27 protein-coding genes are annotated in these 25,123 nt (G+C 62.2%); 15 read left to right on the top strand and 12 right to left on the bottom strand.

Features of this window, described 5'->3' with window-relative positions; all coding sequences use genetic code 11:
* Positions 1-112 precede the first annotated feature (112 nt).
* Complete coding sequence (locus tag BQ4888_RS16945) at positions 113-463, top strand: cytochrome c3 family protein (protein ID WP_092058850.1); 351 nt, start codon at positions 113-115, stop codon at positions 461-463.
* Between the two features lie 78 nt (positions 464-541).
* Here BQ4888_RS16945 and BQ4888_RS16940 read toward each other — a convergent pair whose 3' ends face one another.
* Both BQ4888_RS16940 and ppnP read right to left on the bottom strand, forming a co-directional pair.
* Positions 542-1,366, bottom strand: coding sequence for a CvfB family protein (locus tag BQ4888_RS16940; RefSeq protein ID WP_092058848.1), 825 nt, complete (start codon positions 1,364-1,366; stop codon positions 542-544).
* A 20-nt stretch (positions 1,367-1,386) separates the two neighbouring features.
* Entirely contained in the window at positions 1,387-1,716 is a 330-nt protein-coding gene (ppnP, locus tag BQ4888_RS16935) for a pyrimidine/purine nucleoside phosphorylase (protein ID WP_092058846.1), read from the bottom strand.
* 169 nt (positions 1,717-1,885) lie between these two features.
* Between ppnP and serB the strand changes: the two genes are divergently transcribed.
* From serB to BQ4888_RS16885, 10 genes are all read left to right on the top strand, one after another.
* Positions 1,886-3,082: a phosphoserine phosphatase SerB gene (serB, locus tag BQ4888_RS16930; RefSeq protein ID WP_092058844.1), complete on the top strand. Its 1,197-nt coding sequence runs from the start codon at positions 1,886-1,888 to the stop codon at positions 3,080-3,082.
* Entirely contained in the window at positions 3,079-3,801 is a 723-nt protein-coding gene (sfsA, locus tag BQ4888_RS16925) for a DNA/RNA nuclease SfsA (protein ID WP_092058842.1), read from the top strand. The genes serB and sfsA overlap by 4 nt, the downstream gene beginning before the upstream one ends.
* Positions 3,802-3,847: 46 nt before the next feature.
* Entirely contained in the window at positions 3,848-5,083 is a 1,236-nt protein-coding gene (locus tag BQ4888_RS16920; protein WP_092058840.1) for a nucleotidyltransferase, read from the top strand.
* A gap of 226 nt (positions 5,084-5,309) precedes the next feature.
* Entirely contained in the window at positions 5,310-6,035 is a 726-nt protein-coding gene (locus BQ4888_RS16915; protein WP_092058969.1) for an MlaE family ABC transporter permease, read from the top strand.
* 9 nt (positions 6,036-6,044) lie between these two features.
* Positions 6,045-6,845 (top strand): ABC transporter ATP-binding protein, encoded by an 801-nt coding sequence (locus BQ4888_RS16910; protein WP_092058838.1) that lies wholly within the window; start codon positions 6,045-6,047, stop codon positions 6,843-6,845.
* Positions 6,832-7,278, top strand: coding sequence for an outer membrane lipid asymmetry maintenance protein MlaD (mlaD, locus tag BQ4888_RS16905; protein WP_092058837.1), 447 nt, complete (start codon positions 6,832-6,834; stop codon positions 7,276-7,278). The genes BQ4888_RS16910 and mlaD overlap by 14 nt, the downstream gene beginning before the upstream one ends.
* A gap of 8 nt (positions 7,279-7,286) precedes the next feature.
* Positions 7,287-8,000 carry an MlaA family lipoprotein gene (locus BQ4888_RS16900; protein ID WP_092058835.1) on the top strand — a complete coding sequence of 238 codons (714 nt, stop codon included), beginning with the start codon at positions 7,287-7,289 and terminating at the stop codon, positions 7,998-8,000.
* 29 nt (positions 8,001-8,029) lie between these two features.
* Complete coding sequence (locus BQ4888_RS16895; protein WP_170232930.1) at positions 8,030-8,653, top strand: MlaC/ttg2D family ABC transporter substrate-binding protein; 624 nt, start codon at positions 8,030-8,032, stop codon at positions 8,651-8,653.
* Positions 8,650-9,117 (top strand): Crp/Fnr family transcriptional regulator, encoded by a 468-nt coding sequence (locus BQ4888_RS16890; RefSeq protein WP_092058831.1) that lies wholly within the window; start codon positions 8,650-8,652, stop codon positions 9,115-9,117. The genes BQ4888_RS16895 and BQ4888_RS16890 overlap by 4 nt, the downstream gene beginning before the upstream one ends.
* A 26-nt stretch (positions 9,118-9,143) precedes the next feature.
* Positions 9,144-9,494 (top strand): MliC family protein, encoded by a 351-nt coding sequence (locus BQ4888_RS16885; RefSeq protein ID WP_092058829.1) that lies wholly within the window; start codon positions 9,144-9,146, stop codon positions 9,492-9,494.
* A gap of 64 nt (positions 9,495-9,558) precedes the next feature.
* Here the strand turns inward: BQ4888_RS16885 and BQ4888_RS16880 are convergent, their stop codons facing one another.
* The 9 genes from BQ4888_RS16880 to BQ4888_RS16840 form a co-directional block, all read right to left on the bottom strand.
* Positions 9,559-10,929 (bottom strand): MFS transporter, encoded by a 1,371-nt coding sequence (locus BQ4888_RS16880; RefSeq protein ID WP_092058827.1) that lies wholly within the window; start codon positions 10,927-10,929, stop codon positions 9,559-9,561.
* 79 nt (positions 10,930-11,008) lie between these two features.
* Positions 11,009-11,506: a peptide-methionine (R)-S-oxide reductase MsrB gene (msrB, locus tag BQ4888_RS16875; protein WP_240746377.1), complete on the bottom strand. Its 498-nt coding sequence runs from the start codon at positions 11,504-11,506 to the stop codon at positions 11,009-11,011.
* A gap of 18 nt (positions 11,507-11,524) precedes the next feature.
* A complete protein-coding gene (locus tag BQ4888_RS16870; protein WP_240746376.1) occupies positions 11,525-12,160 on the bottom strand; it encodes a TPM domain-containing protein in 636 nt (211 codons plus the stop codon).
* Positions 12,161-12,257: 97 nt separating this feature from the next.
* Complete coding sequence (locus tag BQ4888_RS16865; RefSeq protein ID WP_092058826.1) at positions 12,258-12,974, bottom strand: TPM domain-containing protein; 717 nt, start codon at positions 12,972-12,974, stop codon at positions 12,258-12,260.
* Positions 12,975-12,977: 3 nt separating this feature from the next.
* Entirely contained in the window at positions 12,978-13,568 is a 591-nt protein-coding gene (locus BQ4888_RS16860) for a LemA family protein (RefSeq protein WP_092058824.1), read from the bottom strand.
* A 195-nt stretch (positions 13,569-13,763) separates the two neighbouring features.
* Complete coding sequence (locus BQ4888_RS17890) at positions 13,764-14,594, bottom strand: tellurite resistance TerB family protein (protein WP_092058822.1); 831 nt, start codon at positions 14,592-14,594, stop codon at positions 13,764-13,766.
* A gap of 31 nt (positions 14,595-14,625) precedes the next feature.
* The gene (aqpZ, locus tag BQ4888_RS16850; protein WP_092058820.1) at positions 14,626-15,315 is read right to left on the bottom strand and encodes an aquaporin Z; all 690 of its coding nucleotides are present in this window, start codon (positions 15,313-15,315) and stop codon (positions 14,626-14,628) included.
* Between the two features lie 130 nt (positions 15,316-15,445).
* The gene (locus BQ4888_RS16845) at positions 15,446-18,349 is read right to left on the bottom strand and encodes an SbcC/MukB-like Walker B domain-containing protein (protein ID WP_092058818.1); all 2,904 of its coding nucleotides are present in this window, start codon (positions 18,347-18,349) and stop codon (positions 15,446-15,448) included.
* Between the two features lies 1 nt (position 18,350).
* On the bottom strand, positions 18,351-19,490 hold the full coding sequence (locus BQ4888_RS16840) for an exonuclease SbcCD subunit D (RefSeq protein ID WP_092058817.1): 1,140 nt from the start codon (positions 19,488-19,490) through the stop codon (positions 18,351-18,353).
* Between the two features lie 221 nt (positions 19,491-19,711).
* Between BQ4888_RS16840 and BQ4888_RS16835 the strand changes: the two genes are divergently transcribed.
* Genes BQ4888_RS16835 through BQ4888_RS16820 form a run of 4 tightly spaced genes read left to right on the top strand, consistent with a single transcriptional unit; the run spans position 19,712 to position 23,355 of the window.
* Complete coding sequence (locus tag BQ4888_RS16835; RefSeq protein ID WP_170232929.1) at positions 19,712-20,548, top strand: TRAP transporter TatT component family protein; 837 nt, start codon at positions 19,712-19,714, stop codon at positions 20,546-20,548.
* A gap of 43 nt (positions 20,549-20,591) precedes the next feature.
* Positions 20,592-21,587, top strand: coding sequence for a TRAP transporter substrate-binding protein (locus BQ4888_RS16830; protein WP_092058814.1), 996 nt, complete (start codon positions 20,592-20,594; stop codon positions 21,585-21,587).
* The gene (locus BQ4888_RS16825; protein WP_092058812.1) at positions 21,584-22,087 is read left to right on the top strand and encodes a TRAP transporter small permease; all 504 of its coding nucleotides are present in this window, start codon (positions 21,584-21,586) and stop codon (positions 22,085-22,087) included. Before BQ4888_RS16830 ends, BQ4888_RS16825 begins: the two co-directional genes overlap by 4 nt.
* Complete coding sequence (locus tag BQ4888_RS16820; protein ID WP_092058810.1) at positions 22,078-23,355, top strand: TRAP transporter large permease; 1,278 nt, start codon at positions 22,078-22,080, stop codon at positions 23,353-23,355. The genes BQ4888_RS16825 and BQ4888_RS16820 overlap by 10 nt, the downstream gene beginning before the upstream one ends.
* Positions 23,356-23,358: 3 nt before the next feature.
* Here BQ4888_RS16820 and BQ4888_RS16815 read toward each other — a convergent pair whose 3' ends face one another.
* Positions 23,359-25,029 carry a P-loop NTPase fold protein gene (locus tag BQ4888_RS16815; protein ID WP_092058808.1) on the bottom strand — a complete coding sequence of 557 codons (1,671 nt, stop codon included), beginning with the start codon at positions 25,027-25,029 and terminating at the stop codon, positions 23,359-23,361.
* Positions 25,030-25,123 lie beyond the last annotated feature (94 nt).

The raw sequence follows: 25,123 nt of genomic DNA, 5'->3' as shown, positions 1-25,123 counted from the left end.
AACCCGGGCTCGGCGGGATTTTTCTCCGGCTCCTTGACTTGCCTCGGCGAGACAAGCTAATATGTTGAAATAAAAAAGATTTAGCTTGTCTAATCAAATTTGGGGGTGAGTTATGAAGAGATGGATAATTGTGCTTGCGGGGATGATGGCGGCGCTGTTGGTGACGGTTCCCGTCATGGCGGAGGAAAAGGCAGGGGCGAGCTGTCCCGAACAGGTGGTTTTCCCCGGCAAGGGCAAGCTCGGCTCGGTTGCTTTTTCGCCGAGAATTCACCGAGAAGAGGGAGTTTCCTGCATCCTGTGCCATCACACTGGCACCGAAGACGGCAAGTGTTCCAACTGCCATGACGGCAAGGATCCGAAGGTTCCAAACAGCCAGGATGCCTATCACCTGCTCTGCAAGGGCTGCCACAAGCACAAAAAGATCGACAACTCCTGCGAGTTCTGCCACAAGCCGGGAACCTGATCCGGCAACCTGTTTCCACAAAAAAAGCCACGGCGCGATCTTTTCGGCCGTGGCTTTTTTTGTGTGGGAAGCATATTTTTACGGGCGTCGCAGCCGGATGCCCCCTTCCGGCGGTTCGATCAGTCCTTCCTTGTAAAGACCACCGACGGCGCGTTTGAAGGTCTTCTTGCTCATCCCCAGGCGCTCGCGGATCAGTTCCGGCGGGCTGTCGTCGTGCAGGGGCAGTTCCCCCGAGCGGGCAAGTTCCGCCAGAATCCGTTCCCGCGCCTCAACGATTCCTTCGGCCCCGACCCGGCGCAGGGTGACGTCGATTTTCCCATCCTCCCGTACATGCTTGACGAAGCCCCGCAGGCGCGTCCCCCGGTGCAGCCCGGCGCGCAGCTCATCCCGATAGAGCAGGCCGTCGTAGAGTTCGTTGACGATGACCTTGGCACCGAGATCGGTGAATTCCCGGATCATCAACGCGACCTCGTCGCCGTCCTTGAGATCCCCGGATCCCGGTTCCAGGCAGGGGTCGAGACGGCCGGTGGCGACGATGCGGCCGCGATTGTCGAGGCAGATCTTGACCAGATATTTGCGTCCGGCCTGCATGCGCCGGGGCTGTTCGGAAAAGGGGACGAGCAGTTCCTTGGGCAGCCCCCAGTCGAGAAAGGCGCCGACCGGGGTGACTTGCGCCACTTTGAACAGGGCGAATTCGCCGACCTGGGCCAGGGGGGCGCGCATCGTGGCGAGCAACCGGGCGCCGTCGTGGTAGACGAAGACCCGCAGGTGTTCGCCGACCTGGGCAGCGGCGGGGACTTCCCGGGCGGGGAGGAGAATCTCCCCGGCGGAGGTCTGGAAGTGGGCGCCGTCGGTGTCGAGGGCGGCGATTTCCAGGGTATTGAAGCGGCCGATTTCCGGCATGGCGGACCTTTCCGGCAGGTTTAGCAGAAGGAACAGACGTATTCGGCGACGCCGTCAGTCACTTCGATCTCAAAGAAGGAGTTGCCCGGCACGTCGAACCAGGTCCCGGCGGTAAAGCCGATCCAGTCGACGTTACCGGCAATGCGCGCGCGGCAAGCGCCGGCGATGATTTCCATCTTTTCGGGGGCGCCGGTGTTGAATTTATAAAGGCCGGGATAGATCAGGCCGAGGGTCTTGCGGCTGCCGTCGGCCAGGGTCAGGGTATGGCTGACCACCTTGCCGTCGAAATAGATATTGGCCTTGCAGGCGGCGGTGACGTTGGCGAACGCTTCGGGGGCTTGGTAGCTCATGACAGGCTCCTGATGGGGATGGGTGGTTACGCTCGGCTGTGTAGCATGCCGATACCGCCCCTGCAAGAAATATTTACCGCCGGCATCAACACTGCCGGCATCGGAACTTGCGGGGGCCAGGCGTTGCGGGTAGAATGCCCCAACTTCCCCGCTGCGAGAGGCATTGCCCATGGACAACAAGATGGTTCTTCTGACCCTGACCGGCCCGGACCGCACCGGCATCATCGCCGCCGTCACCGGCCACATCGCCGAGGCCGGTGCCCGCATTCGCGACATCGAACAGAGCGTCACCCACACCCTGCTCTCCCTGTCGGTGCTCATCGACTTTCCCACCGGCGAAAGCGATCAGAAACCGCTGGTCAAGGAGTTGCTCTTTCTCGCCAAGGAGCTCGGTCTCGACCTCGATTTTCAAGTGCTCAGCGAGGCCGAATACCGGCGCAAGACGACCCGCAACGCCTATGTCGTGACGATCCTCGGCGGTGAAGTGAACGCCCTGGCCCTCGCCCGGGTTTCGCGTATTCTCGCCGAGCACGCGGTTAACATCGAACGCATCTCCAAGCTCACCCAGGGGCAGCTGCGCTGCGTCGAGTTTCTCATCACCACCACGCCGGACCTGGACGTCAAGGTCATGACCCGCAAACTGCTCCACACCGGCGCGAGTGTCGGGGTCGATATCGCCGTGCAGAAGGAGAGCCTCTATCGCCGGGCCAAGCGCCTGGTGGTGATGGATATGGATTCGACCCTGATTCAGGTCGAGGTCATCGACGAGCTGGCCCGGGTCGCCGGGGTTGGCGAGCAGGTGGCGGAAATCACCGAGCGGGCGATGAACGGCGAACTCGATTTCTCCGGCGCGCTGCGCGAGCGGGTCGCCCTGCTCAAGGGGCTCAAAGCCGAGGCGCTGGAGCAGGTCTACCGCAATATTCCCCTGACCCCCGGCGCCCGCAATCTGGTCACCATCCTCAAACGTCTCGGCTTCAAGACCGCCGTCATCTCCGGCGGCTTCCAGTTCTTCACCGACCGGCTCAAGTCTGACCTCGGTCTCGACTACGCCTACGCCAACGGTTTGGAAATCGTCGACGGCATCGTCACCGGCGAGGTTGCCGGGACCATCGTCGACGGCGCGCGCAAGGCGCAACTGCTCGAAGAGATCGCCGGGAAAGAAGGGATTACCCTCGACCAGGCCATCGCCATCGGTGACGGCGCCAACGATCTGCCGATGTTGGGGCGAGCCGGGCTGGGGATCGCCTTCAACGCCAAGGCGCGGGTGCGGGAACAGGCCGATTTTCACATCAATCAACAGAATCTCGATTCCATCCTTTACCTGATTGGACTCTCCGAACGGGAGATGGCGGAGATCGCCGGGTGAAGCTCCCCGCGCCCCTCATCGCAGGGCGTCTGCTGCGCCGCTACCAGCGCTTTCTCACCGACGTCGAACTGGCCGACGGCACCGTCGTTACCGCCCACACCCCCAACACCGGCAGCATGAAGCAGTGCGCCGTCCCCGGGCATCGGGTACTGATCTCCGCCGCCGACAACCCGGCGCGCAAGCTGCGCTACACCCTGGAACTGATCGAGGTCGAGGGGCACTGGGTCGATACCCACACCCACCGCACCAACCGGGTGGTGGAAGAGGGCTTGCGCCAGGGCTGGATCGACGGACTCGCCGGGTTCGAAGTCCGGCCCGAATTCCGCTATCATGACAGCCGTATCGACTTTTTGCTGGAAAAGCCTGGGGAAAAGGTGCTGGTCGAGGTTAAAAACGTCACCCTCTGCTGCGATCCGCAAGTCGCCTGCTTTCCCGACGCCGTGACCACGCGCGGCCAAAAGCATCTGCGGGAACTGTTACGGGCCCGGCAGGAGGGCTATCGGGCGGTGATTTTCTTTCTCGTCCAGCGCGGCGAAGCGACCGCCTTCACCCCCGCCGACGCCATCGATCCCGAATACGGCCGTCTGCTCCGCGAAGTTACCGCCGCCGGGGTCGAAGCCCTGGCCTACAAAAGCATCGTGACCTCCGAAGAAAACCGGGTCGGGGCGCGGATACCGATACTCCTTACAGGAGGAGAAAGGAGAAAGGATCGAGGATAAAGGATCTTCCTTTCGCCTTTATCCTCGATCCTTTATCCTGGCTCTTATGAAATCCGTCGGCCTGATCACCGAATACAACCCCTTTCACAACGGCCATCTGCACCACTTGCGCGAAAGTCTGCGGGTTACCGGGGCCGAGGTGGCGGTGGCGGTGATGAGCGGGCATTTTTTGCAGCGGGGGGAGCCGGCGCTGGTGGATAAGTGGGTGCGGGCGGAAATGGCTCTGCGCTCCGGGGTCGATGTGGTGGTGGAGCTGCCTTTCCCCTGGGCCTGCAACAGCGCGCCCCAGTTCGCTCTGGGGGCGGTGCGGGTGTTACAAAGCCTGGGGGTCGATGCCCTCTGCTTCGGCAGCGAAGCGGGTGAACTGGCGCCGCTTCAGCGCTGCGCCGAACTGCTGCTCACCGAGGACGCCCGGATCACCGAGCGGACCGCTCACCTGTTGCGTCGCGGGATCAACTATCCCACGGCTCGAGCGCGTTGTCTGGCCGAGTTGGGCGTCGCCGACGGCGAGTTGCTTGCCTCGCCCAACAACATCCTCGGCATCGAGTATCTCAAAGCCCTGCGCCAGATCGGCGCCGCCATCGTTCCCCATACCATCCCCCGCATTGGCGCCGGTTTTCACGAAGAGCGCGCCGTCGGCGACATTGCCAGTGCCACCGGCATCCGGCACCGGCTGGCGCAGGGGGAAGAGGTGGCGGACTTCATCCCGCTCCCGGCCCGTGCGCCTTTCGCTACCGCCTTGGCGGCCGGTCATGTTCTCGATGTCGAGCATCTTTATCGCTTGCTGCTGGCGCGACTTCTGCGGAGGGCCGAGTCGTTGCGGGGGCTCTATCAGGTGGAAGCGGGGATCGCCGAGCGTCTGTACGGGGCCGCTTGCGTCAGCGATGGCTATGCCGAACTGGTCGCCGCCGTCAAATCCCGCCACCTGACCCGCACCCGTGTGCAGCGCCTGCTCGCCTATGTGCTGAACGAGGTGACGGCCGAGGAGATGACCGCCTGGCTGGATTCCGGCCCGCTCTATCTGCACCTGCTCGGCGCTACGGAAAAGGGGCGGGCCTGGCTCGCCGCCAGGCGCAAGACGCGCACCCTGCCGCTGATCGGCAACTATTCCCGCATTGTCCCCCTGCTCAAGAAACGCTATGGCGCGCCTAGTCGCGCCTTTGCCCTGGCTGCGGGAATGTTGTCCCTGGAGACGCGGGCCACGGCCAATTACACCCTGCTGATGCGGCGCCGGCACGGCGGGCCGAGCGCCCGGGATTATTTCTACGACATGCTCTGCTGACGAGGGTGCGAAAATCGTCCTGCCGTTTTTGTCTCCCTGGATGAATAATCGTTCTCCATTGGTAATTTACGCGAGTTCTTGGTACAATCGCCCGGCTTGCGACAGGACGCTCTCCTGCGGCAAGCCTTGGCATGTTTTTTAGGGGAGATCCGACGCTTTGAATCTGGCAAAACCTTTTGAAAAAATCGGGGATGGCTGTCTCGCTTTTCTGGAGCAGGGGGGGCGCATGGGAATTTTCCTCTTCGCCTGCTTGCTCAATCTGGTCAAGCCGCCTTATCCCATCTTTCCGGTCATCCGCCAGGCTCATTTCATCGGGGTGCGGTCGCTCTTCGTCATCATCTTCACTGGTGCCTTCACCGGTATGATCCTGGGCTTGCAGGGCTACTATACTCTGACCAAATTCGGCTCCGAAGGGCTGCTCGGCTCGGCGGTGGCCTTGAGCCTGATCCGCGAACTGGGGCCGGTGCTGACCGCGCTGATGGTGGTGGGCCGGGCCGGTTCGGCGATCTGCGCGGAAATCGGTATCATGCGCAACTCGGAGCAGATCGACGCCCTCGAATGTATGGCTATCGATCCCTACAAGTATCTGCTGGCGCCCAAATATATCGCCGGGATCCTCACCTTGCCCCTTTTGACCGCGATCTTCGACGTGATCGGCATCCTTGGCGGTTATCTGATCGGGGTGGTGCTGCTCGATGTCAACGGTGGCACCTATTTTCAGGGGATGTACGCCAGCGTCGAATGGCAGGACGTCAAGATGGGGCTGGTCAAGTCGCTGATTTTCGGGCTGTTGATCGTTTGGATCGCCTCGGCTAAAGGCTTTTTCCTGCACAAGGAACGCTCGGGGGGCTTCGGCGCTGAAGGGGTCAGCCGGGTCACTACCGATGCGGTGGTGCTGTCGTCCGTGTCGGTTCTGGTGTGGGACTATCTGATCAGCGCAATTATGTTATAGGGGGGGGCTATGTCCAAGGAACAACCGGCCGCCGCGATTGAACTGGTCGGCATCGAAAAGCGCTTCGGTCGGCAGACGGTGCTGCGCGACGTCAACCTCTCCGTCGCCTCCGGCAAGACCACGGTCATTGTCGGCGCCAGCGGCGAGGGCAAGAGCGTCATCATCAAGCACATGCTCGGCCTGGTTCGCCCGGAGCGGGGGGAAGTGCGGGTCTTCGGCAGCAATCTGGCCAAGGCGCGCAAAAAAGAGCTGAACCGCATCCGCATGGAGTTCGGTGTTCTCTTCCAGAATGTCGCCCTCTTCGATTCGATGAGCGTCTTCGACAACGTGGCGCTCCCCTTGCGGGAGAGGACCAAGCTGTCGGAAACGGTAATTCGCGCCAAGGTGCGGGAAAAACTCGACCTGATGGATCTGGTCGACGCCGATGACAAGTTCCCGGCGCAACTTTCCGGCGGCATGAAGAAACGGGTCGGGTTGGCGCGGGCGCTGATGCTCGATCCCAAGGTAGTCTTCTTCGACGAGCCGACCACCGGACTCGACGTGAGCCGCAGCAACGAAATCTACCGGCTCTTTCACAAGACCCAACGCCAGCTCGGCTACACGGCGGTGATCGTCAGTCACGATGTGCCGAAGATCTTCAAGCTGGCCGATTACGTGGCCCTGCTCGCCGACGGGAAAATCCAGGGGGTCATGTCCCCCGAGTCCTTCCAGCTTTCGGATCATCCCCTGATCCGCCGCTATGTGGAAGAAACCATGGGGCCCATTTATTCCAGTGCCAAGGAGGAGGCTGCATTATATGAATCGGCTTAATATCGAGGTCGCCGTCGGCCTGTTTATGGTGGCGGGATTTCTCTGCTTTGTCTGGCTTTCCGTCAAACTCGGACATGTTGATTTTTTTCGAGGGAGCGAATATCCGGTCAGCGCCCGGTTTTTCTCCGTTTCCGGGCTCAAGGAAGGGGCGCCGGTGGAAATTGCCGGGGTCAAAATCGGTAAGGTCTCGCGCATTCGCCTCAACGGGGAAAACTACGAAGCCGAGGTGGAAATGCTGGTGGACAAGGATGTCAAGCTGCAGGATGACAGTATCGCTTCGATCCGCACCGCCGGGATCATCGGCGACCGCTACGTGAGCATTTCCCCCGGCGGCAGCGATCTGCTCGTTGAACCGGGCGGGGTCATTTTCGAGACGGAATCGGCCATCAACCTCGAAGAGTTGATCAGCAAGTACGTTTTCGAGAAAAAATAGGGGGATTCATGACTCGGATCGCGCCGCTGCTTCTGTTTTTGCTGCTCTTTTTCAGCGTTCCGGTTTTTGCCGAGGAGGAAGACTTCTATCTGGAAGAGGATCCCTTCGCCGAACCCGAAGCGGAACAAATCGCCGATCCCTTGGAACCGCTGAACCGGGGGATGTTTTGGGTCAACGACAAACTCTATGTCTATCTGCTCAAGCCGGTGGCCAAGGGGCTGCGGGTGATTCCCGAACCGGCGCGGGTTTCGGCTTCCAACTTCTTTTCCAACCTGGGAACGCCGGCGCGGGCGGTGAATAACCTGTTACAGCTCAAGTTCACCAACACCGCGAGCGAACTGGCCCGCTTTCTGACCAACAGCACCTTCGGTCTGGCCGGATTGTTCGACCCGGCGGCGAAGTGGGGGCTGGAGAAAAAAGACGAGGATCTCGGCCAGACCCTAGGCCATTACGGTATCGGCCAGGGCTTCTATCTGGTGCTGCCGGTTCTCGGCTCGACCAGTCTGCGGGACGGCATCGGGCGCATCGGCGACCATTTCGTCGATCCCCTGCCGCCGGCGCTCAAATCCGAGGAACTGGCCGGATTACGCGCCCTCGATGCCGAAAACGCCATCTCTCTCGACAAGGATACCTACGAAGGTATCCGTGAAAACGAACTCGACCCTTATCTTTTCGTCCGTGACGCCTACACCCAGATGCGGGCGGGCAAGGTCAGGAAGTGACAGGTTTCATGCAATTCAAGGAGGTAACCATGGGTTTACATTGGATGACCAAATATCGTTTATTCTTTCTGGTTGGCGGCTTTCTCCTGGTGGCGGGCGTGGCGCTGGCGACGCCGGGGCCGCTGGAGCAGGCCCAAACCACCGTCGATGCGGTGATGGCGATTCTCAGGGAATCGAACCTGGAAAAAGAGGCGCGGCGGGAAAAGCTCTCCACCACCATCCGCGCCCGCTTCGACTTCACCGAGATGTCCCAGCGAATTCTTGCGACCAACTGGAAGAACGCCAGCGAAGCGCAGCGCGACAGCTTCATTCGGATCTTTTCCGATTTGTTGGAGCGTAACTACATCGGCCGCATCGAGTCCTACACCGACGAAAAAATCGATTTCCTCAAGGAGCGCGTGCAGGGAAACCGGGCCGCTGTCGATACCGTCATCGTCACCAAGAGCGCGGAAATCCCCATTTCTTACCGGATGGTGCAGCAGGGGAGCGAATGGATGGTCTATGACGTGGTGATCGAGTCGGTGAGCTTCGTCAATAACTACCGCAACAGCTACGGCGAAATTCTGAAGAAAGAGGGATTCGACGGGCTGCTGGCACGGATGACGGAAAAGCTGGCGCAACTGGAGCAGGGAGGGGATTCCAGCCAGCCATGAATAGAACGGCTCCCGACGTCTGCGCGCGGATGAAGAACGATCTGCGCTGCTTCAAGTTTCTTTCCGATGCCGATACGGAAATCCTCGCTCCCTACTTCAAGTGTCGCCAGGTCACGGCCGGCGAAGTGCTCTGGAGCGAAGGGGATGAAGCGCAGTTCGCCGCCTTTGTCATGTCCGGGCGCATCGAAGAAAAGAAAAATACCGAATTCGAAGGGCGGCAGATGGTGATCGGCGTCTACAGCGAAGGGACGGTGATCGGCGAGTTCAGCCTGATCGATAACCTTCCCCGGGCGGTAACCGCTGTCTGCCTGGAGGATGCCCAGCTCTTGCTGCTCCCCCGGGAACATCTGGAGCGGTTGCTGGTGGAGCATCCCGAGCTCGGTATCCGGCTGCTCAAGGGGGTGCTTTTGACCCTCTCCATCCGCCTGCGTAAATCTTTCGAGCGGATGGTCGCTATCTTTTAACCGTCAATTGCCGGGGGGATTTTCCTATGGCCTTACTGAAATGGCAGCGAATTTTCGGCCTGTCTCTGGTCGCGCTTCTTTCGGCCTGCACGCTCCCCTATGGTGAAGCTCCCTTGTCCGTCGAAAGTGGGGATGGTGCCCGGGTCTACGAGTGCCGGGACGATTATGCCTTTCTTGTCCGGGTCGAAGGGGATCGCGCCCAGCTCGTCCTGCCCGACCGGACCCTGCTCCTCCCCCAGCAACAGATGGCTTCGGGGGTGAAATACGCCCGCGGCGATGTCGCCCTTTCCCTGTGGAAGGATGAAGCGATGCTGGAAGTCGGCCATGAAGCCCGCCGAACCTGCATTCTCAACCCCAAACGCACCTCGCTGGAATGACCTTTCTGCCGGCGAGCACAGAGAAACGAAATGCCCATCGAAGGCGGCCGCGAGGCCGCCTTTTTTATTTCCGGATGCGCCCCAGGGAACAGAGGATGCCGAGCAGGCAGAGGGCGCAGAAGGTCAGCAGGGCCCAGGTCATACTGCGCAGAAAGGCGTCCTGGGTGGCGGCGGTGACCGGCTCTCCGGCCATAAGTACGGAGAAGATCACGGTGATGATGGTCATGCTCGTCATCATCCCCAGGGTGCGCATGGTGGCGCTGAGTCCCGAGGCGACACCGAGATGGCGGGGTGCCACGCTTCCCATGATGACACTGGTGTTGGGGGAAGAGAAGAGGGCGAAGCCGAGGCCGAGCAGGCCGAGCATGGCCATGATCAGCGCCAAGGGACTCACGGCGTCGAGGGTCGCGGCGATGCCCAGGCCCACGGCACACAACCCCATCCCCAACGTCGCCACCTGGGAGGCGGGGTAGCGGTCGGCGAGCTTGCCGCACAACGGGGAGAAGAGCGTCTGCACGATCGGCTGGATGATGAGGACGGTCCCGGCCTGATGGGCGTTCATCCCCTTGACGTATTGCAGATAGAGGCTCATGAAGAAGGTGAGGCCGAAGGTCGCCGCGTAATTGAGCAGCGCCGCCAGGTTGGAGAGGGCGAAGATCCGGTTCTCGCGGAGCAGGCTCACGTTCAGCAGGGGGTGGGCGGTGCGGCTTTCCAGGTGGAGAAAGTGCAGGAGTCCGAGCACGCCGGCAGCGGCCAGGCCCCAGGCCCAGCGCCCCTGGTCGAGTTGCGAGGCACCGGCGATAAGCAGCAGAATCGCCGCCGCGTAGACCAGGCTGCCGCGCAGGTCGAAGGGTTCCCCGGCCGCGTCGGCCCAGTCGCCGCGCAGCTTGCGACGGGAAACGAGAAAGGTGATCAGACCCAGAGGGACGCAGATGTAGAAGAGCCAGCGCCAGCCGAAATGGGTGACGAGATAGCCGCCGATGAAGGGTCCGCAGGAGATGCCGGCATAGACGCTGGCTACGGAAATACCCAGGGCTTTGCCCCGTTCCTGGGCGGGAAAGACCGAGACGACGATGGCGTTGGTGGTGGCCATGACCATTGCTCCGCCCATCCCTTGCAGTAGGCGCAGACCGATCATCGCCTCCACCGACCAGGCCTGAGAGAGGAGGCCGCCGGCCAGGGTGAAGACGACAATGCCGATTTCGAAGATGCGCTTGCGCCCGTGAATATCCCCCAGACGGCCCATGGCGAGCAGGAAGATCGACGCCGAAAGGACGTAAGCGGTCTCGATCAGCCCCAGCTGCCGGGCGCTGGCGGCGAACTCCAGGCCGATGACGGGCAGGGCGATGCCAACCGCCGACATCATGAAAGGCATGAGGAAGTGGGCCGTGCAGACAACGAAAAGCGTGGCACGGCGGGAAATCGGGGAGGTCATGAAAATCCGCTCGGGGAGGAAAAAAGCCCGCCCGGTTGACGGATTCGGCGGGAAATAAAGGAAGAAGAATCGGGCTGATCTATTTTTCCGGAACGAATTCCAGGGCCGCAGAGTTGATGCAGTAGCGCTTGCCCGTCGGCTTCGGACCGTCGTCGAAGACATGGCCGAGGTGGGCGTCACAGCGGGCGCAGAGGACTTCGGTCCGGCGCATTAAAAAGTAGTTGTCCGGGGCGGTGGAGATATTTTTCTCGGAGATGGGGGCGGTGAAGCTCGGCCAGCCGGTCCCCGAATCGAACTTGTCCTCGGAACGGAAGAGGTCGAGACCGCAGCAGACGCAGGTGTAGAGGCCCGTTTCGTGGTTGTTCCACAGGTGTCCGGAGAAGGCCTTTTCCGTCCCGGCTTCGCGGGTGACGTGATACTGCAACGGGGTCAGTTGCTCACGCCATTCAGCGTCGGATTTGCTGATTTTTTCCGTCATGACGTAGGTTCCCTCGGTCGCTGAAAAGATTTCGATTGATTGAGCCGCCGCCGGGAGCGCTCCCGCCAGCAGCAGAAAAAGCCAGAGAATGTGAGGCATGAGACCTCCCTTTGACTCTCAGCCGAGAATCAGATTGGGCAGTTCGTCGGTATCGTCCGTTTTTTTCGGGAAATGTGCTTCGAGCAGCTCGCCACAACGGGTTATTGCAGCGCACAGGGCCTCGCAGGTGCGGCTAGAGCGGATACCTTCGGTGACGATATGGACGATTTCGTCCCAGGTTTCCTTCGGTACCTGCTTGTTGATCCCTCGGTCGGCGAGAACGAAGACTCGGTGTTCGAAAAGGGAGACGAGGATGAGAATGCCGGTTTCGTCCCGGGTGTGATGCAACCCCTGCTCGATGAAAGAGACCAGGGCCTTTTCTTCCACCTCGGCGGCGATTTCTCCAGGATGGATCAGCCGCCGCTTGAGCTCGGGGAGGCGGCGGAGCAGGCATCGAAAGGGAAAGAACAGCAGCAGGAAGAGGGGGAGAAATACCCACAGCGACGAACCGGCGAAGGCCCAACTGAGGGTGGTCGCCGTGGCCAAAGAGAAGAAGCCGGCGCCGACGATCTCGGCCTGAGGGTAATCGTACGATTCGTCCACCACCAGCGGCACGATCTCGCCGCTGGTGCGGCTCTCGGCATCGCGCACGGCCGCTTCGATACGCTCTTTTTCGGCGTCGCTGAAAATCGTTTGGGCGGTCAGTCTGGGCATGAAAAAACCTTTTTTAAAAGCGGCTCTCGCCCGTTCGCTGCGCTTACTTGAGCTCTAGTGAGCGCAGCGAACGGGCGAGAGTCCGACGTTGATTGTATCACCAGCTGCCCGACGAGCCGCCGCCACCGAAACCGCCGCCGCCGAAGCCGCCGAAACCTCCACCACTGCCCCCGCCGCCGAAGGGCGGGCCGCCGATCCAGAAGCCGCCCCGGCGCCGGTGATTCGATGGGCCGCCGAGCAGCATCAGGCCGGGGCCGAGAAAGAAGAGCAGGGCGAGAATCCCCCAGGGATTATCCTTCTTTTTCCGGCCGGTGCTGCCGGTTCCTTGATATTCGCCCCGTACCGCCTCAGCCATGGAGGCGACCCCGGCGATCACCCCGCCGTCGAAATCCCCCTGCTTGAAACGCGGGGTGATTTCATAATCGATGATGCGCCCGGCCAGCAGGTCGGTGAGCCGTCCTTCCAGGCCGTAGCCGACCTCGATGCGCACCTTGCGCTCGGTCTTGGCTACCAGCAGCAAGGCACCGTTATCCTTGCCCTTCTGACCGATACCCCAGCTTTCCGCTACCTTGATGGCGTAGCCTTCCAGGGCCTCGCCTTCGAGGGAGGGGATGGTCAGCACGGCGAGCTGAGTCGAATCGCTCTTCTCGAAGTTTTCGAGGAACTGTTCGAGTTTGAGCCGGGTGCCGGGGGAAAGGAGCCCGGCGCGGTCGACCACATATCCGGTCGCCGGCGGCACGTCGAGGGAAACCGCCGACAGGGGGAGCAACAGCAGAAGCACCACTGCCGGCAGTATTTTAAACAACCAGGCCATCGGCTAGAACTGCACCTTGGGGGCGGTCGCGGCGCCGGCATCCGCTTTGAAAGGCTCTTTGCGCTCCAGCTTGAGAATCCAGTTGTTGGTCAGGCTGTTGGGGAAGGTGCGGATCGAGGTGTTGAAGACCTGCACCGTCTCGTTGAAGCGCTGACGGGCGACGTTGATGCGGTTTTCCGTCCCTTCAAGCTGATGCTGCAGGTCGAGGAAATTCTGATTGGCCTTCAGGTCGGGATAGCGCTCGGCCACCACCAGCAGCCGCGAGAGGGCGCCGGAGAGTTCCCCCTGGGCAGCCTGGAAGTTTTGCACGGCGGCCGGATCGGCCAGATCCTTGGCGGAAAGGTTCACTTGCCCGACCTTGGCCCGGGCCTCGGTGATCGCTTGCAGGGTCTCTTTTTCGTGGGCGGCGTAGGCCTTGACCACCTCGACCAGATTGGGAATCAGGTCGGCGCGGCGCTGATAGGTGGCCTCGACGTCGCCCCAGGCGGCGAAGACTGCTTCCTCGTTCTTCTGGATCTCGTTATAGCCACAGCTGGAGAGGGCAGGCAGGGCGAGGAGGGTGGCGAGCAGCAGCGGAAGGAAACGTTTGAACATGGGAGGGACTCCTTATCGATAGGGGGCAACTGATGGAAATAGCAACGGTTGCACTATAGTCATCGATCTCTGGATTGTAAAGGGCGCGGACTTTTTCCGACCCGGGGCTGACGAGAAGGCCGCCTGCGTGATCTGACTTCGAGGCGGCCTTCTCTAGTTTTGGCTTATCCTTGTCCTTATCTGGAGAACGGCCGGTCAGACCGGTTGCAGGCCGATCATCTCTTCGATGCGCCGAGTGATCTGCGGATCGAGGCGCAGCCCCGAAGCCAGTTGATTCAAATACATCTTCTCCGCCGGGGTATCCACCTCGATCGCCATGAGCGAGGCGGCATAAATCTCGGCGGCGATTTCCGGTTGTCCCCCGACCGCCGCGATCAGATGGTCGGTGCGCATGGGGGCCTGCATCTCCGTCCGCACGTAGTTGAGGGCCTCCTCGTCCGCCCCCATCTCCTGCAGTTTGCCGACGATCCGCTGGATTTCCTCGCGGTCGATCTGGCCGTCCGATTTCGCCGCGTTGATCATCGCCTGCAACACCAGTCCCGCCTGTTGTTCCAGGGCGCGCTGGTCGGATTCGGTTTGTGGCTCCGTCAATCCCAGGGGCACCTTGCCGCTTTCCTGACCGGTGCCCTGTAGCGCTTTGAAAGCCATTGCCCCGAGCAGGGCCATGACCCCGCCACCGAGGGCGCCGCGCATGGAGCGGCCGCCGCCGCCGAGAAGGGCGCCGGCCAAGGCCCCGAGGCCGCCGAGGGCCAGATTCTGTTTGCCTCCCGTCCTCTGGCCGGCCTGACCCAAGACATCGCCGAGCATGCCGCCGAGCCCTCCCGCCCCCTTGCCGCCCAGAGCGCCAGAAAGCAGATCCCCGAGTCCTCCGCCCGCGCTGCCTTGACCGCCCTGGCCGCCGAGCATGCCGCCGAGGCTCTCGAGGAGGCCGCCGCCTTGGCCGCCCATGGCGTTTTTCAGGCGCCGGTTGGTCGAGGGGGCCATGCCGGCCTGCATCATGCCGCCTAACAGATCTGTGATATTCATATTTTGTCCTTTCGCAAAGAGGGGGAAACGCCTAGCGTCCCGGTTTGCCGATGAATTGATAGATGAGCGCGCCCAGGATCGCCCCAACGATGGGTGCGATCCAGAAAAGCCACAATTGCGCCAGCGCCCAATCGCCGACAAAGAGCGCGACGCCGGTGCTGCGCGCCGGGTTGACCGAGGTGTTGGTGACGGGGATGCTGATCAGGTGGATTAGGGTCAGGCCGAGGCCGATGGCGAGCGGCGCGAAGCCTTGTGGGGCGCGTTCATCCGTGGCGCCGAGGATGATGAGCAGGAACATCATGGTCATGACCACTTCCGTAACCAGCGCCGCCAGCAGGGAATAGCCGCCGGGGGAGTGCTCGCCGTAGCCGTTGGAGGCGAAGCCTGCCGTCACGTCGAAGCCGACCTTGCCGCTGGCGATGAGGTAGAGAATGCCACCGGCGACGATTGCTCCCAGAACCTGGGCGACGATGTAGGGCAACAGCTGGTTCGCCGGGAAGCGGCCTCCAGCCCAGAGGCCGACGGAGACGGCCGGATTGAGATGACAGCCGGAAATATGGCCGATGGCGTAGGCCATGGTCAGAACCGTAAGACCGAAGGCCAGGGAGACGCCAAGCAGGCCGATGCCGACCTCGGGAAAGGCGGCGGCGAGAACCGCGCTGCCGCAGCCGCCCAGGACCAGCCAGAAGGTACCGAAAAATTCCGCACCATACGCTTTCATGCTTTCCTCCATTTCGCTGTTCAAAATCACCAATAATAATCGCGGCGAAATGCCGCTCGAAACACCACGATTATGGTCCCAAATTGGCGGATTGCAAGTCGGTGGGGAGAGAAACTTCCGGAGCGACCCGTCAGGGCTTGACCAGCCGCACCCGGCTGCCGCCGCGGTCGGCGATGACGTCGAGGCGCAGGGGCATCTGTTCCTTGAGTTCGGCGACATGAGAGATGATGCCGATCATGCGGCCGGTGGCTTGCAAATCGACCAGGGCGCGGATCGCCAGATCGAGGGATTCGGCGTCGAGGCTGCCGAAGCCCTCATCGATGAAGAGGGTGTCGAGGCGGATGCCGCCGGCGTAGGCCTGGACCACGTCCGAAAGCCCGAGAGCCAGGGAGAGGGCGGCCATGAAGCTCTCGCCGCCGGAGAGGGTCGCCACGGCCCGGGTCTTGCCGGTGTAGGCGTCTTCCACTTCCAGTTCCAGCCCCGAGGCCTTGTTCCCCTTGGCCCGGTCTTCCTTGCGCAGCAGCCGGTAACGCCCCTTGCTCATGAGCTGGAGACGGTGCCCGGCTTCAAGCAGCACGTCGTCGAGCAGCACGCTGAGGACGAAGCGTTGCAGGCTGATTTTGTTGCCGGTCTGGCCGTTGGCGACGTCGCTCAAGGTGCCGACCACGGCGTACTCGTCGTCCAGTTTCTTTTGTTCGACGGCGGTGCTCTCCAGTTTTTTCCGAGTGTCGAGGAGCAGACTCAGGCGCTTGTCGAGGCTGCTCCATGTTTCGGTGGCCCTATCCTTCGCCTCTTTCGCAGCGGCCGTTGTGGCCACGAGCGTGACGAGATCAGGGCGTGCTGTCCCCTGAAGCTGTTCGCTCAGCTGCTGGTGGGCACCGGTCAACTGCTCCAATTTCTTCTCGAAGGCTTTCTCTTCCACTTTACGTTGTTGCAGCTTCTCGTCATCGAGGAGGGCGGATCGGTAGGCTGTTTCATCGGCGAAGGAACTCGACGCCAGGGCGTTGGCGGCACATTGCCGCGCCTCGGTGAGAGCGGTTTCGGCTTTTTGTCGTTGCGCCGCAGCGGCATCACCGGCCGTCCTGGCGGCGGTCAGGGCATTGGTCGCCTGCTGAAAACAGGTTTCAAGCCGTTCGATGTCCTTCTCGATCTGAGTGACGGTTGCCGAGGTCTTGGCGATGGCACCGTCGAGGGCTCCCCGTTCGCGATAGGCCTCCGGGAGTTCCTGTTCGGCACTCTCCACCTGGGCCTGCGCCGCCGCTGCGGAGCTCCGCGCCGATTCCCGCTCGGCACGCAGCGCTTCCGGGTCGAGGTGTTGAATCCCTTCGCGGTCGGGGAGAGAGAAGGCCAGGTTCTTGGTCTCTTCCTGCAGGGCGCGAATCTCTTCCTTTAACCGGTCGAGGGGGGCGTCGGTAGTGACGAGCTCCTGCAGGCTTTTCGCCTCACGTTCGAGGTCGCGCAAACGCTCCTGTTTTTTTGTCGTCTGCTGCCTGGCTTCTTCAAGGGCTTCCGTCGCCAGCCGTAGCGCATTGCGAGCCTGTTCCACCTGCTGTTGATTGGGAAGCTCCCGGTCGGCATGGGCCGGGGTCGGATGTTCGATGCTGCCGCAGACGGGGCAGGGGGCGCCCTCCTGCAGCTCGCGGGCGAGGATCGCGGCCTGCCCCTGGTGCCAGGCGAGTTCAAGGCGTTTGGCGCGCTCTTCTCGCTCCTGCTGTTCACGACGCCGGGTCTCTTCCTGCTCCTTCGCCTTGGCGAGGATTCCCTGCTGCTGTTCGACTTCCAGTTTTTTCTTTTCGAGGTTGTGGAGGGCCAGGTAGCGGTCGGCGAGCTCTTTGAACTGCAGCACCAGCTCGGTCTGTTTCGCCGTTCGGTCGGCTCTCTCCTTTTTGGTGCGGGCGTTTGCCAGTCCTTCGACCCGCTCGTGATACCCCTTCAGGCGGGTCAGTTCCTCGTTCGCCTGTTTCAGTTCGATCTGCAGCTGAGCGGTCGCCTTGCGGTTTACGGTTGCCTCTTCCAGCGCTTTCCGGGCGGCGGCAAGGCGTTTGGTCGCTTCATCGGCTTCTCTTTGTGCCTGTGCCAGATCCTTTTCGCAGCGGCTGCGGTCGGCAAAGAGGGGGGCGAGTTTGGCGGCCCGTTCGGCGTTGGCGATCTGGGCGCGGATGGCATCGATCCGGGGTCGATCTTCTTCGCACTGCCTGAGATCCGCTGCCGTCTTATCCCACCGGACAAAATTTTGTTCGAGCGCCTGCCCCTGGGTCAGCGCTTTCTCTGCCGCGGAATGTGCCGTCTCTTTGGCCTCCCGCTCTTTCCGGGCCGTCGTACAAGCCGGTTCGCAGGAGGTCAACTCCGTTTCGAGCTGTTCGCTGCTCTCCACCTCGGCTCCATTCAGAATCCCCTGGTGCAACTGCTGTTGCCGTTCCCGTTCCCGGCGGATTTCGGTGGCCCGAATCTTGAGATGTTCTTCCAGTTGCTTGTAGATACGGGTCTGGAAGAGTTGACCGAAAATCTTCTCCCGCTCGCTGGAATCGGCCAGCAGCAGTTGCCGGAACTGCCCCTGGGGGAGCACCATGACCTGGCGGAACTGGTCGACGGAGAGCCCGGTCAGTCCCTCGATTTCCCGGGTCGCCTCGCTGACCTTGGCGGCGACGATGAGCCGTTCGCTGTCGTCGGGCAAAAGCTCTACCAGTTGCGCCTCGGGATTCTGGGTAGTGGTCCCTTCCCCCTTGGCCTTGGGACGCTGCTGCTCCGGCACTCGGCGAATGCGGAAACGGCGGCCGCCCAATTCGAAGGCGAAAGTCACTTCGGTGAGGATGTCGGGGGGGGAAAGGTCGCAGCGCATCTGCGCCCCCTCCCGCTCGTCGCCGGTGGTCTTGCCGTAAAGGGCGAAGCAGATGGCGTCGAGGAGGGTGGTCTTGCCCGCCCCGGTCGGGCCGTTGATGAGAAAAAGGGGATTTTCCCCGAGGTCGGAAAAGCGGATCGTTTCCGTGCCGGGGAAGGGACCGAAGGCGCTCAGGGTCAGGGTCAGCGGGCGCATCTCAGAACTCCTCCCGGTGCAGACGGTCGAGCGCGTCGGCGACGACCCGGCGTTGCTCAGCGCTTGGTTGGTCTCCCGTCACCTGCTCGAAGAAATCCTCGAACATCGCCAACTCCCCCTGCTTCAGGCGGTCGCGGCCGACCTGCACCCGTTCTGCTCCCGCCATCAGACCGGGACGTTCCAGATGGAGCACGTTGGGGTAGACCTCGCGCAGCTTGCCCATGGGGTCGAGAATGGCGTGGCGGTCGGTGAGGCGCACCAGCAGGTAATCCTCCCGTTGGGGATCGTTCTTCCCCGCCGCGAGCAGATCGACAAGGTTGCCTTCGAGGGAACGCATGTCGTGACGAGGTTTCAAGGGGATGAGTTCGATGGCGGCTTTTCCGCTTCCGTCGAGCTCGACCAGGGTCAGAGATTTGCGCTGCCGTTCCTCGGAAAAAGAGTATTTGAGGGGCGAACCGGAATAGCGGATGTGTTCGGCCCCCCGCCATTGCGGGCCGTGCAGGTGACCGAGGGCGGCATAGGCGAAGGGGCGGAAATGCTCCGGGTTGACCTGTTCGGCGCCGCCAATGGAGAGGGGGCGCTCCGACTCGGAAGGCTCGCCGCCGGCGAGAAAACAGTGGGCGAGAACCACGCAGGGACGGGTGGGGCCGTTGTCCTGGCGCACCCGGCCGAGCAGATAGGCCAGGGCGCTATCATGATCGGCGACCTCGACGCCGTGAACCTCCCGCACTGTCGCCGGATCGGCGTAGGGGATGGGGTAGAAGGCCAACTCGCCGGAGGTGCCCTTGAGCAGGATCGGACACGGCACGCTCCACAGCGGCCCGGCCACATACAGCCCGGCGCCGGCCAGTTGGCGGGCGGCGAAGCCGAGCCGTCGGGGACCGTCATGGTTGCCGGCGAGGAGGATCATCGGCACCTTGAGTTCGGCGCAGATACGGTGAACGGTCTCGTCGAGCAACTCCACCGCCGCCGCCGGCGGCACCGAACGGTCGTAGACGTCGCCGGCGACCAGCACCACGTCGGCCTTCCGGTCACGGACGACGGCGACGATCTGGTCGAGAATGTGGCGCTGGTCGTCGAGCAGCGAAACGTTATGAAACTGGCGACCGAGGTGCCAGTCGGAGGTGTGCAGGATGCGCATGGATAGTCCTTGAAAAGAGTCGAGCCGGAGAATAGCAGGGGGAGTGGGAGGGGTAAAGGAAAAGCCACGTTTCCCGTGGAGCGGTTCGGTCAGGTCCGGCGGCCGACCGCTCCTTGCATGAGTGGCCGGGGATGGTATAAATTCATGAGGATTCTTTCTCTTCGCGCCCACTGGATTGCCTGTCGATGCAGGGCGTTTCATTGAACCTCGGAGTTGTTTTTATGACATGCCGATGCCTTGCTCTTCCCAGCGCCTTACTCGCCATCCTGTTGCTGCTGGGCGGCTGTATCGGTCGCATGAGCGACGACCTCTCCCGGGCGGTACTCGACCATCCCGACCCCCAGACCGTGCGCCAGGGGATTCCCGCCTATCTGCTGCTGCTTGACAGCCTGCTGCTCGATGACCCGACGGATAAAAAGCTGCTCGCTTCCGCCGCTTCCCTCTATGCGCTGAACAGTTCCCTAGCGGCGGCCGACCCTGTTCAGCGGCGAAGGCAGGCGGAACGGACCTGGCTTTACGGCCGTCGGTTGATTGAGTCCCGAGGCGCCGAGCCTTTGTCGGAACGGTCGGCGGACGATTTCGCCGCGGCTCTCGCCCGCTTCGGGAAGCGGGATGTTCCCCGGCTGTACGCCTTTGGCGTCGCCTGGCTGGCCCGCTTACAGGCCAATGAAGAGGATCCGGCGGCGCTGGCCGATCTGCCCAAGGTCGAGGCGCTCTTCGCGCGGCTGGTGGAACTGGATGAGGGTTACCAACAGGGCGCTCCGCAACTCTATCTCGGCGTTCTGCGGCTGTTGCGGCCACCGGCTTTGGGCGGCGTGCCCGAGCAGGGGCGCGCCCATCTGGAGCGGGCGTTGGAGCTTTCCGGCGGACGCAACCTGACGGCCAAGGTCGAGCTGGCCCGGCGCTATGCGCGCATGCTCTACGACCGCGAACTGCACGACCGGCTGCTCAATGAAGTGCTCGCCGCCGATCCCACGGCCGAGGGGCTGACCCTGTTCAACGTAACGGCGCAGGAGGAAGCCCGCGCCCTGCTGGCGTCGGCGGACGATTATTTTTGATTGTCGGTAGCTTACACAACAATCACCGGACCTGGAGTTCACCATGCGTTCTCTTCTGATTACATCTCTGATTCTGCTTCTGGCCGCGCCCGCGGCGGCCGTGACCCTCAAGCTCGGCACCCTAGCGCCGGAAGGGGCGGCGTGGATGAACGAGATGCGCCGGGGGGCGACGGAGATCAAGGAGCGGACTGCCGGGCGGGTGGAGATCAAACTCTATGGCGGCGGGGTGATGGGCAACGAGAAGAGCATGCTGCGCAAGATCCGCATCGGCCAGCTGCAAGGGGGCGCCTTCACCGGCGGCGGCCTGGCGGATGTCTATCCCGACCTGAGCCTGTACGGCCTGCCCCTGCTGTTCGATTCCCTGGAAGAAATCGACGCGGTGCGCGCCGATTTCGATCCTCTGCTGCGGGCGGGGTTGGAAGAGCACGGTTTCGTCAGTTTCGGTTTCGCCGAAGGGGGCTTCGCCCTGCTCATGGGGAATCGCCCCATCGTCCGTCTCGACGACATGAAAGGGCAGAAACTCTGGGTACCGGAAGGGGATACGGTGACCTCGGCGGTCATGGAGGAACTCGGGCTTTCCCCCATTTCCCTGCCGATCAGTGATGTGCTCACCGGTTTGCAGACCGGTCTGGTGCATATCGTCGGGGTCTCCCCCATCGGCGCCCTGGCTTTCCAGTGGCACACCAAGGTCAAGTACGTCACCGAAGCGCCCATGGCCTATCTCTGCGCGGTCCTGGTCATCGACCGGAAGGCCTTCGACAAGATCGATGAGGCTGATCGCTTGATCGTGCGCGAGGTGATGGAGCGGGTCTATCAGGGGTTTGATCGACAGAATCGGCTGGATGAGGCGGCGGCGCTGGCGGCCTTGCGCAAGCAGGGATTGAATTTCGTGACGCCGCAATCCGGTGAGGTGGCGCGCATGCGCGAGCGGGCCCAAGGGGCCATGGAGCGGCTCAGCGCCCAGGGGGCTTATTCGCCGGAACTCTACCGGCGGATCGTTGATCTGCTGCGCGAGCGCCGGAGCGGAAGCAAACCATGACCCGGTTTTTCGCGGGACTCGAACGGCTGGGACGGGGATTGGAAAACCTGCTGCTGTGCGCGCTCTTGCTGGTGATGGTGGCGCTGGCGGTCTGGCAGATCATCGCCCGCAACTTCTTTGACGGCGGTTTTCTCTGGGCCGATGAGTTCCTGAAACTGCTGCTTCTTTGGTTGGGACTAGCCGGGGCGGTGGTCGCAAGTGGCGAGGGGAAGCAGATCAAGATCGACGTTTTGTCCCGTTTTTTGCCGGAACGCTTCACGGCGCTTTCGGAGCTTGTCACCGCCCTCTTTACCGCCGCCGTCTGCGTCCTCTGTGCCTGGCATGCCGGGCGGTTCGTGCTGATGGAAAGGGACTTCGGCTCGACCCTGCTCGGCAACCTTCCGGCCTGGATCTTCCAGGCCGCCATCCCCCTGGCCTTCGGCCTGATCGCCGTGCGCTACTTGGCGGCCGCCGGACGTCGCCTGTTCGAACTGATCGCCAAGGAGCCGCCATGCTCCTGATCGCTCTCGGCCTGTTTCTCCTCGCCCTGCTCGGCGCGCCGCTCTTTGCCATCATCGCCGCCGGCGCCCTGCTCGGCTACCAGCGGGCCGAAATCGACCTTGCCGCCCTCGCCGTCGAGGTCTTCCGTCTCGCCGAGATGCCGGTGCTCCTCGCCATCCCCCTCTTTACCCTGGCCGGTTATCTGCTTGGCGAGAGCGGCGCGCCGCGCCGTCTGGTCAATCTGACCCAGGCCCTCTTCGGTTGGCTCCCCGGCAGTCTCGCCGCCGTCGCCTTGGTCGCCTGCGCCTTCTTCACTGCTTTCACCGGTGCTTCCGGAGTGACCATCGTCGCCCTCGGCGCGCTCCTCTATCCGGCCTTGCAACAGGCCGGCTACGACGAACATTTCAATCTCGGCCTGATCACCACCTCGGGCAGTCTCGGCCTGCTCTTTGCGCCCTCGCTTCCCCTCATCCTCTACGGCATTGTCGCCCAGCAGACCGAGGTCGGGCGGGGGGTCGGCATCGACCAGCTCTTTGTCGCCGGTCTTCTGCCCGGCCTGCTGATGCTGGTCCTGCTCCTCGGCTACGCCTTCTGGCACAGCCGCCGTTTGCCCCGGGAGAGGAAGACGGCCGCCGTCGGGCCGGGGCGGGCGCTGGTTGATGCGGCATGGGAGCTGCCGCTCCCTTTTATCGTGCTGGGGGGGATCTACAGCGGCTACTTTGCCGTCTCCGAGGCGGCGGCCGTCACCGCTCTTTACGTGCTGGTCGTCGAGGTCGTTATTCTGCGCGAGATCACATTGCTGCAGTTGCCGGGTATCGTTCGTCAGGCGATGGTCATGGTCGGCGGCATTCTCATCATCCTCGGCGTCTCCCTCGCCTCGACCAACGTTCTCATCGACGCCGGGGTGCCGGAGCGGCTCTTCGATTGGGTGCAGGCCCACGTTTCCAGCCGCCTGACCTTCCTCCTTTGGCTCAACCTTTTTCTGCTGCTGCTCGGCTGCCTGCTCGACATCTTCTCGGCCTTAGTGCTGGTGGTGCCGCTGATCCTGCCGGTGGCGGTCGGTTTCAATGTCGATCCCCTGCACCTGGGGATCATCTTCCTCGCCAACATGCAGATTGGCTACCTCACCCCGCCCGTCGGCCTCAACCTCTTTATCGCCAGTTACCGCTTCGACCAGCCGATCCTCACCCTCTACCGCGCCACGTTGCCGTTCCTGCTGCTGCTGCTCTTCTGCGTCCTGCTCATCACCTACTGGCCCTGGCTTAGTCTGGGGCTGGTGGGGGGATAAGTCTCACCCCACCCGGATGCCGAAGCGGCTGACGCGGCTGGCGTTCAGGCGACTTTCCCGGCCGATGATTTTCAGCGCTTCCGTCGCTTTTTCGGAAATGTTCCGCTGGCTGGCCGTGCCTGTTCCGCGGCGACCGAAGGACAGGCAGAAATCGACATAATGGGTGAGTTCCGGGCCTTTCAGCTCCTTGAACAGGCGCACGTATTCCGCCACCTCGGCCTTGCTCATCCGCTCTTCTTCCTCGTCACTTCCGCCACCATCCGCCAGCTTGGCACAAATCTCCCTGAGCGGCTGGCCCGCCCGCATCTCCCGCAGTTGCTGGGTGAACTTTTCGATCACCTCGGCGTCCCTGATCTCGGCCGGAACCGCGGCCAGGCTCTGCGAGAAGAGGGCGGCCTCGTCCCGACGCATGTCAATGTAGAGATCGATGAGCTTGCCGGCGACGGAGTTTCTGCCCAGGTGCCGGAGCAGGCGCACGGTGCCGTCCAGGTTCGCTGGGCTGATATGGCGGGCGTTATCCTTGAAGCTGTCCGAGAGGCATTTGATGACTTCCTGGCTGTCGTCGTCGAAGGATTCGTAAAAGCGGCGCCAGGCTTCCTGAAAGGAATGTTCCGACCCGGCGGCGTCGATTTTCTGCTGAACGATCGCCGCTTGCGCCTGGATGTCGGCTTCATTCAGGTAGCCGTTTTCGACGAGACGGGCGATTCGGCGGTCGAACTCATCCATGGAAAAGTTGTCATACTGCCGTAGAATCGCGCACCAGTGCAGCTGTTGGGTGGAGAGGAGTTCTTCGTTGAGATCATCGAAACTGCTGGTGCGGCTGACCACGAAATTGTAGTTGGGCGCGTCGCTCGACTGGCTGTAAAAACACCAGGTCAGCAGGGTCAGGGTTTTCATCGCCTGCTTGAGGACGGCGTCATCGTAATTTTTCAGCGCGAGGGCGAGGAGCGCCGCCAGGCTTTCGATCTTTTTGATGACGCGGATGTTGTTGATGCCCAGGCGGACGATGGGCTCGCGCAGCAGAGCGGCGACCTTGCCGGTGCCGAGGGCGATTTCCACGCAGTCTTCCGCCGTCGGGGCGAAGCGCAGTTCGGTGTCGATCACCTTTTCCCGCAGTTTGACATAATCGATGGAGGCCTCGTCGTCGAGATTTTCGTCATTGAGGATCAGGACAATCTTGCATTTCTTCTGTTCTTTCAGCTGGGTGATAAGGCCGAGAATGTCGCGGGTTTCGACATCGTTTCCCTTGCGTTCGAAATCGTCGATGCAGATCAGGGTTTTATCCAGGGAGAGAAAGGCCAGGGCCTCGATCATGAAGCCGAAACGCTCCAGGTTGACCCGGGAACCCGGCAGCAGGCGCCGGCCGCCGAGCAGGCGGGAGAGTTCGTTCAGGTTCCGCTGAAAAGTGGCGAGGGAGGGCTTGCGTCCGATCGTCTTGCGGTCGATAAGGTTTTCGAAGATGGCGAATTTCAGCTCGGCCAGGGAATTGATGCCGAAGAGCGACACATAGGCGTACTTTTCCGGAGCGAGCCGATTGCGGTTTTTCGCCTCGACCAGGTAGGTATTCCAGGCGTAGGTCTTGCCCACCCCCCAGGCCCCTTTGATGGAAATAACTTCCGGCGTCTGGCTCGACAGAAAGCGGTTGATCTGCTGTTTGATCAGAGTAATCGACATAACTCTCCTTTGTCGTAGCGTGGTCAAGGACCCTGTCGATGTACGGCCAACGGTCGCCATGGTAAACCTGCGCCGGTCCGATCGCCGATCTCAA

It is taken from the genome of Desulfuromonas acetexigens (genome assembly GCF_900111775.1).
Lineage (GTDB): Bacteria > Desulfobacterota > Desulfuromonadia > Desulfuromonadales > Trichloromonadaceae > Trichloromonas > Trichloromonas acetexigens.
The sequence above is the reverse complement of the archived record's forward strand: the minus strand, read 5'-3'. Positions and strand labels throughout refer to the sequence as shown.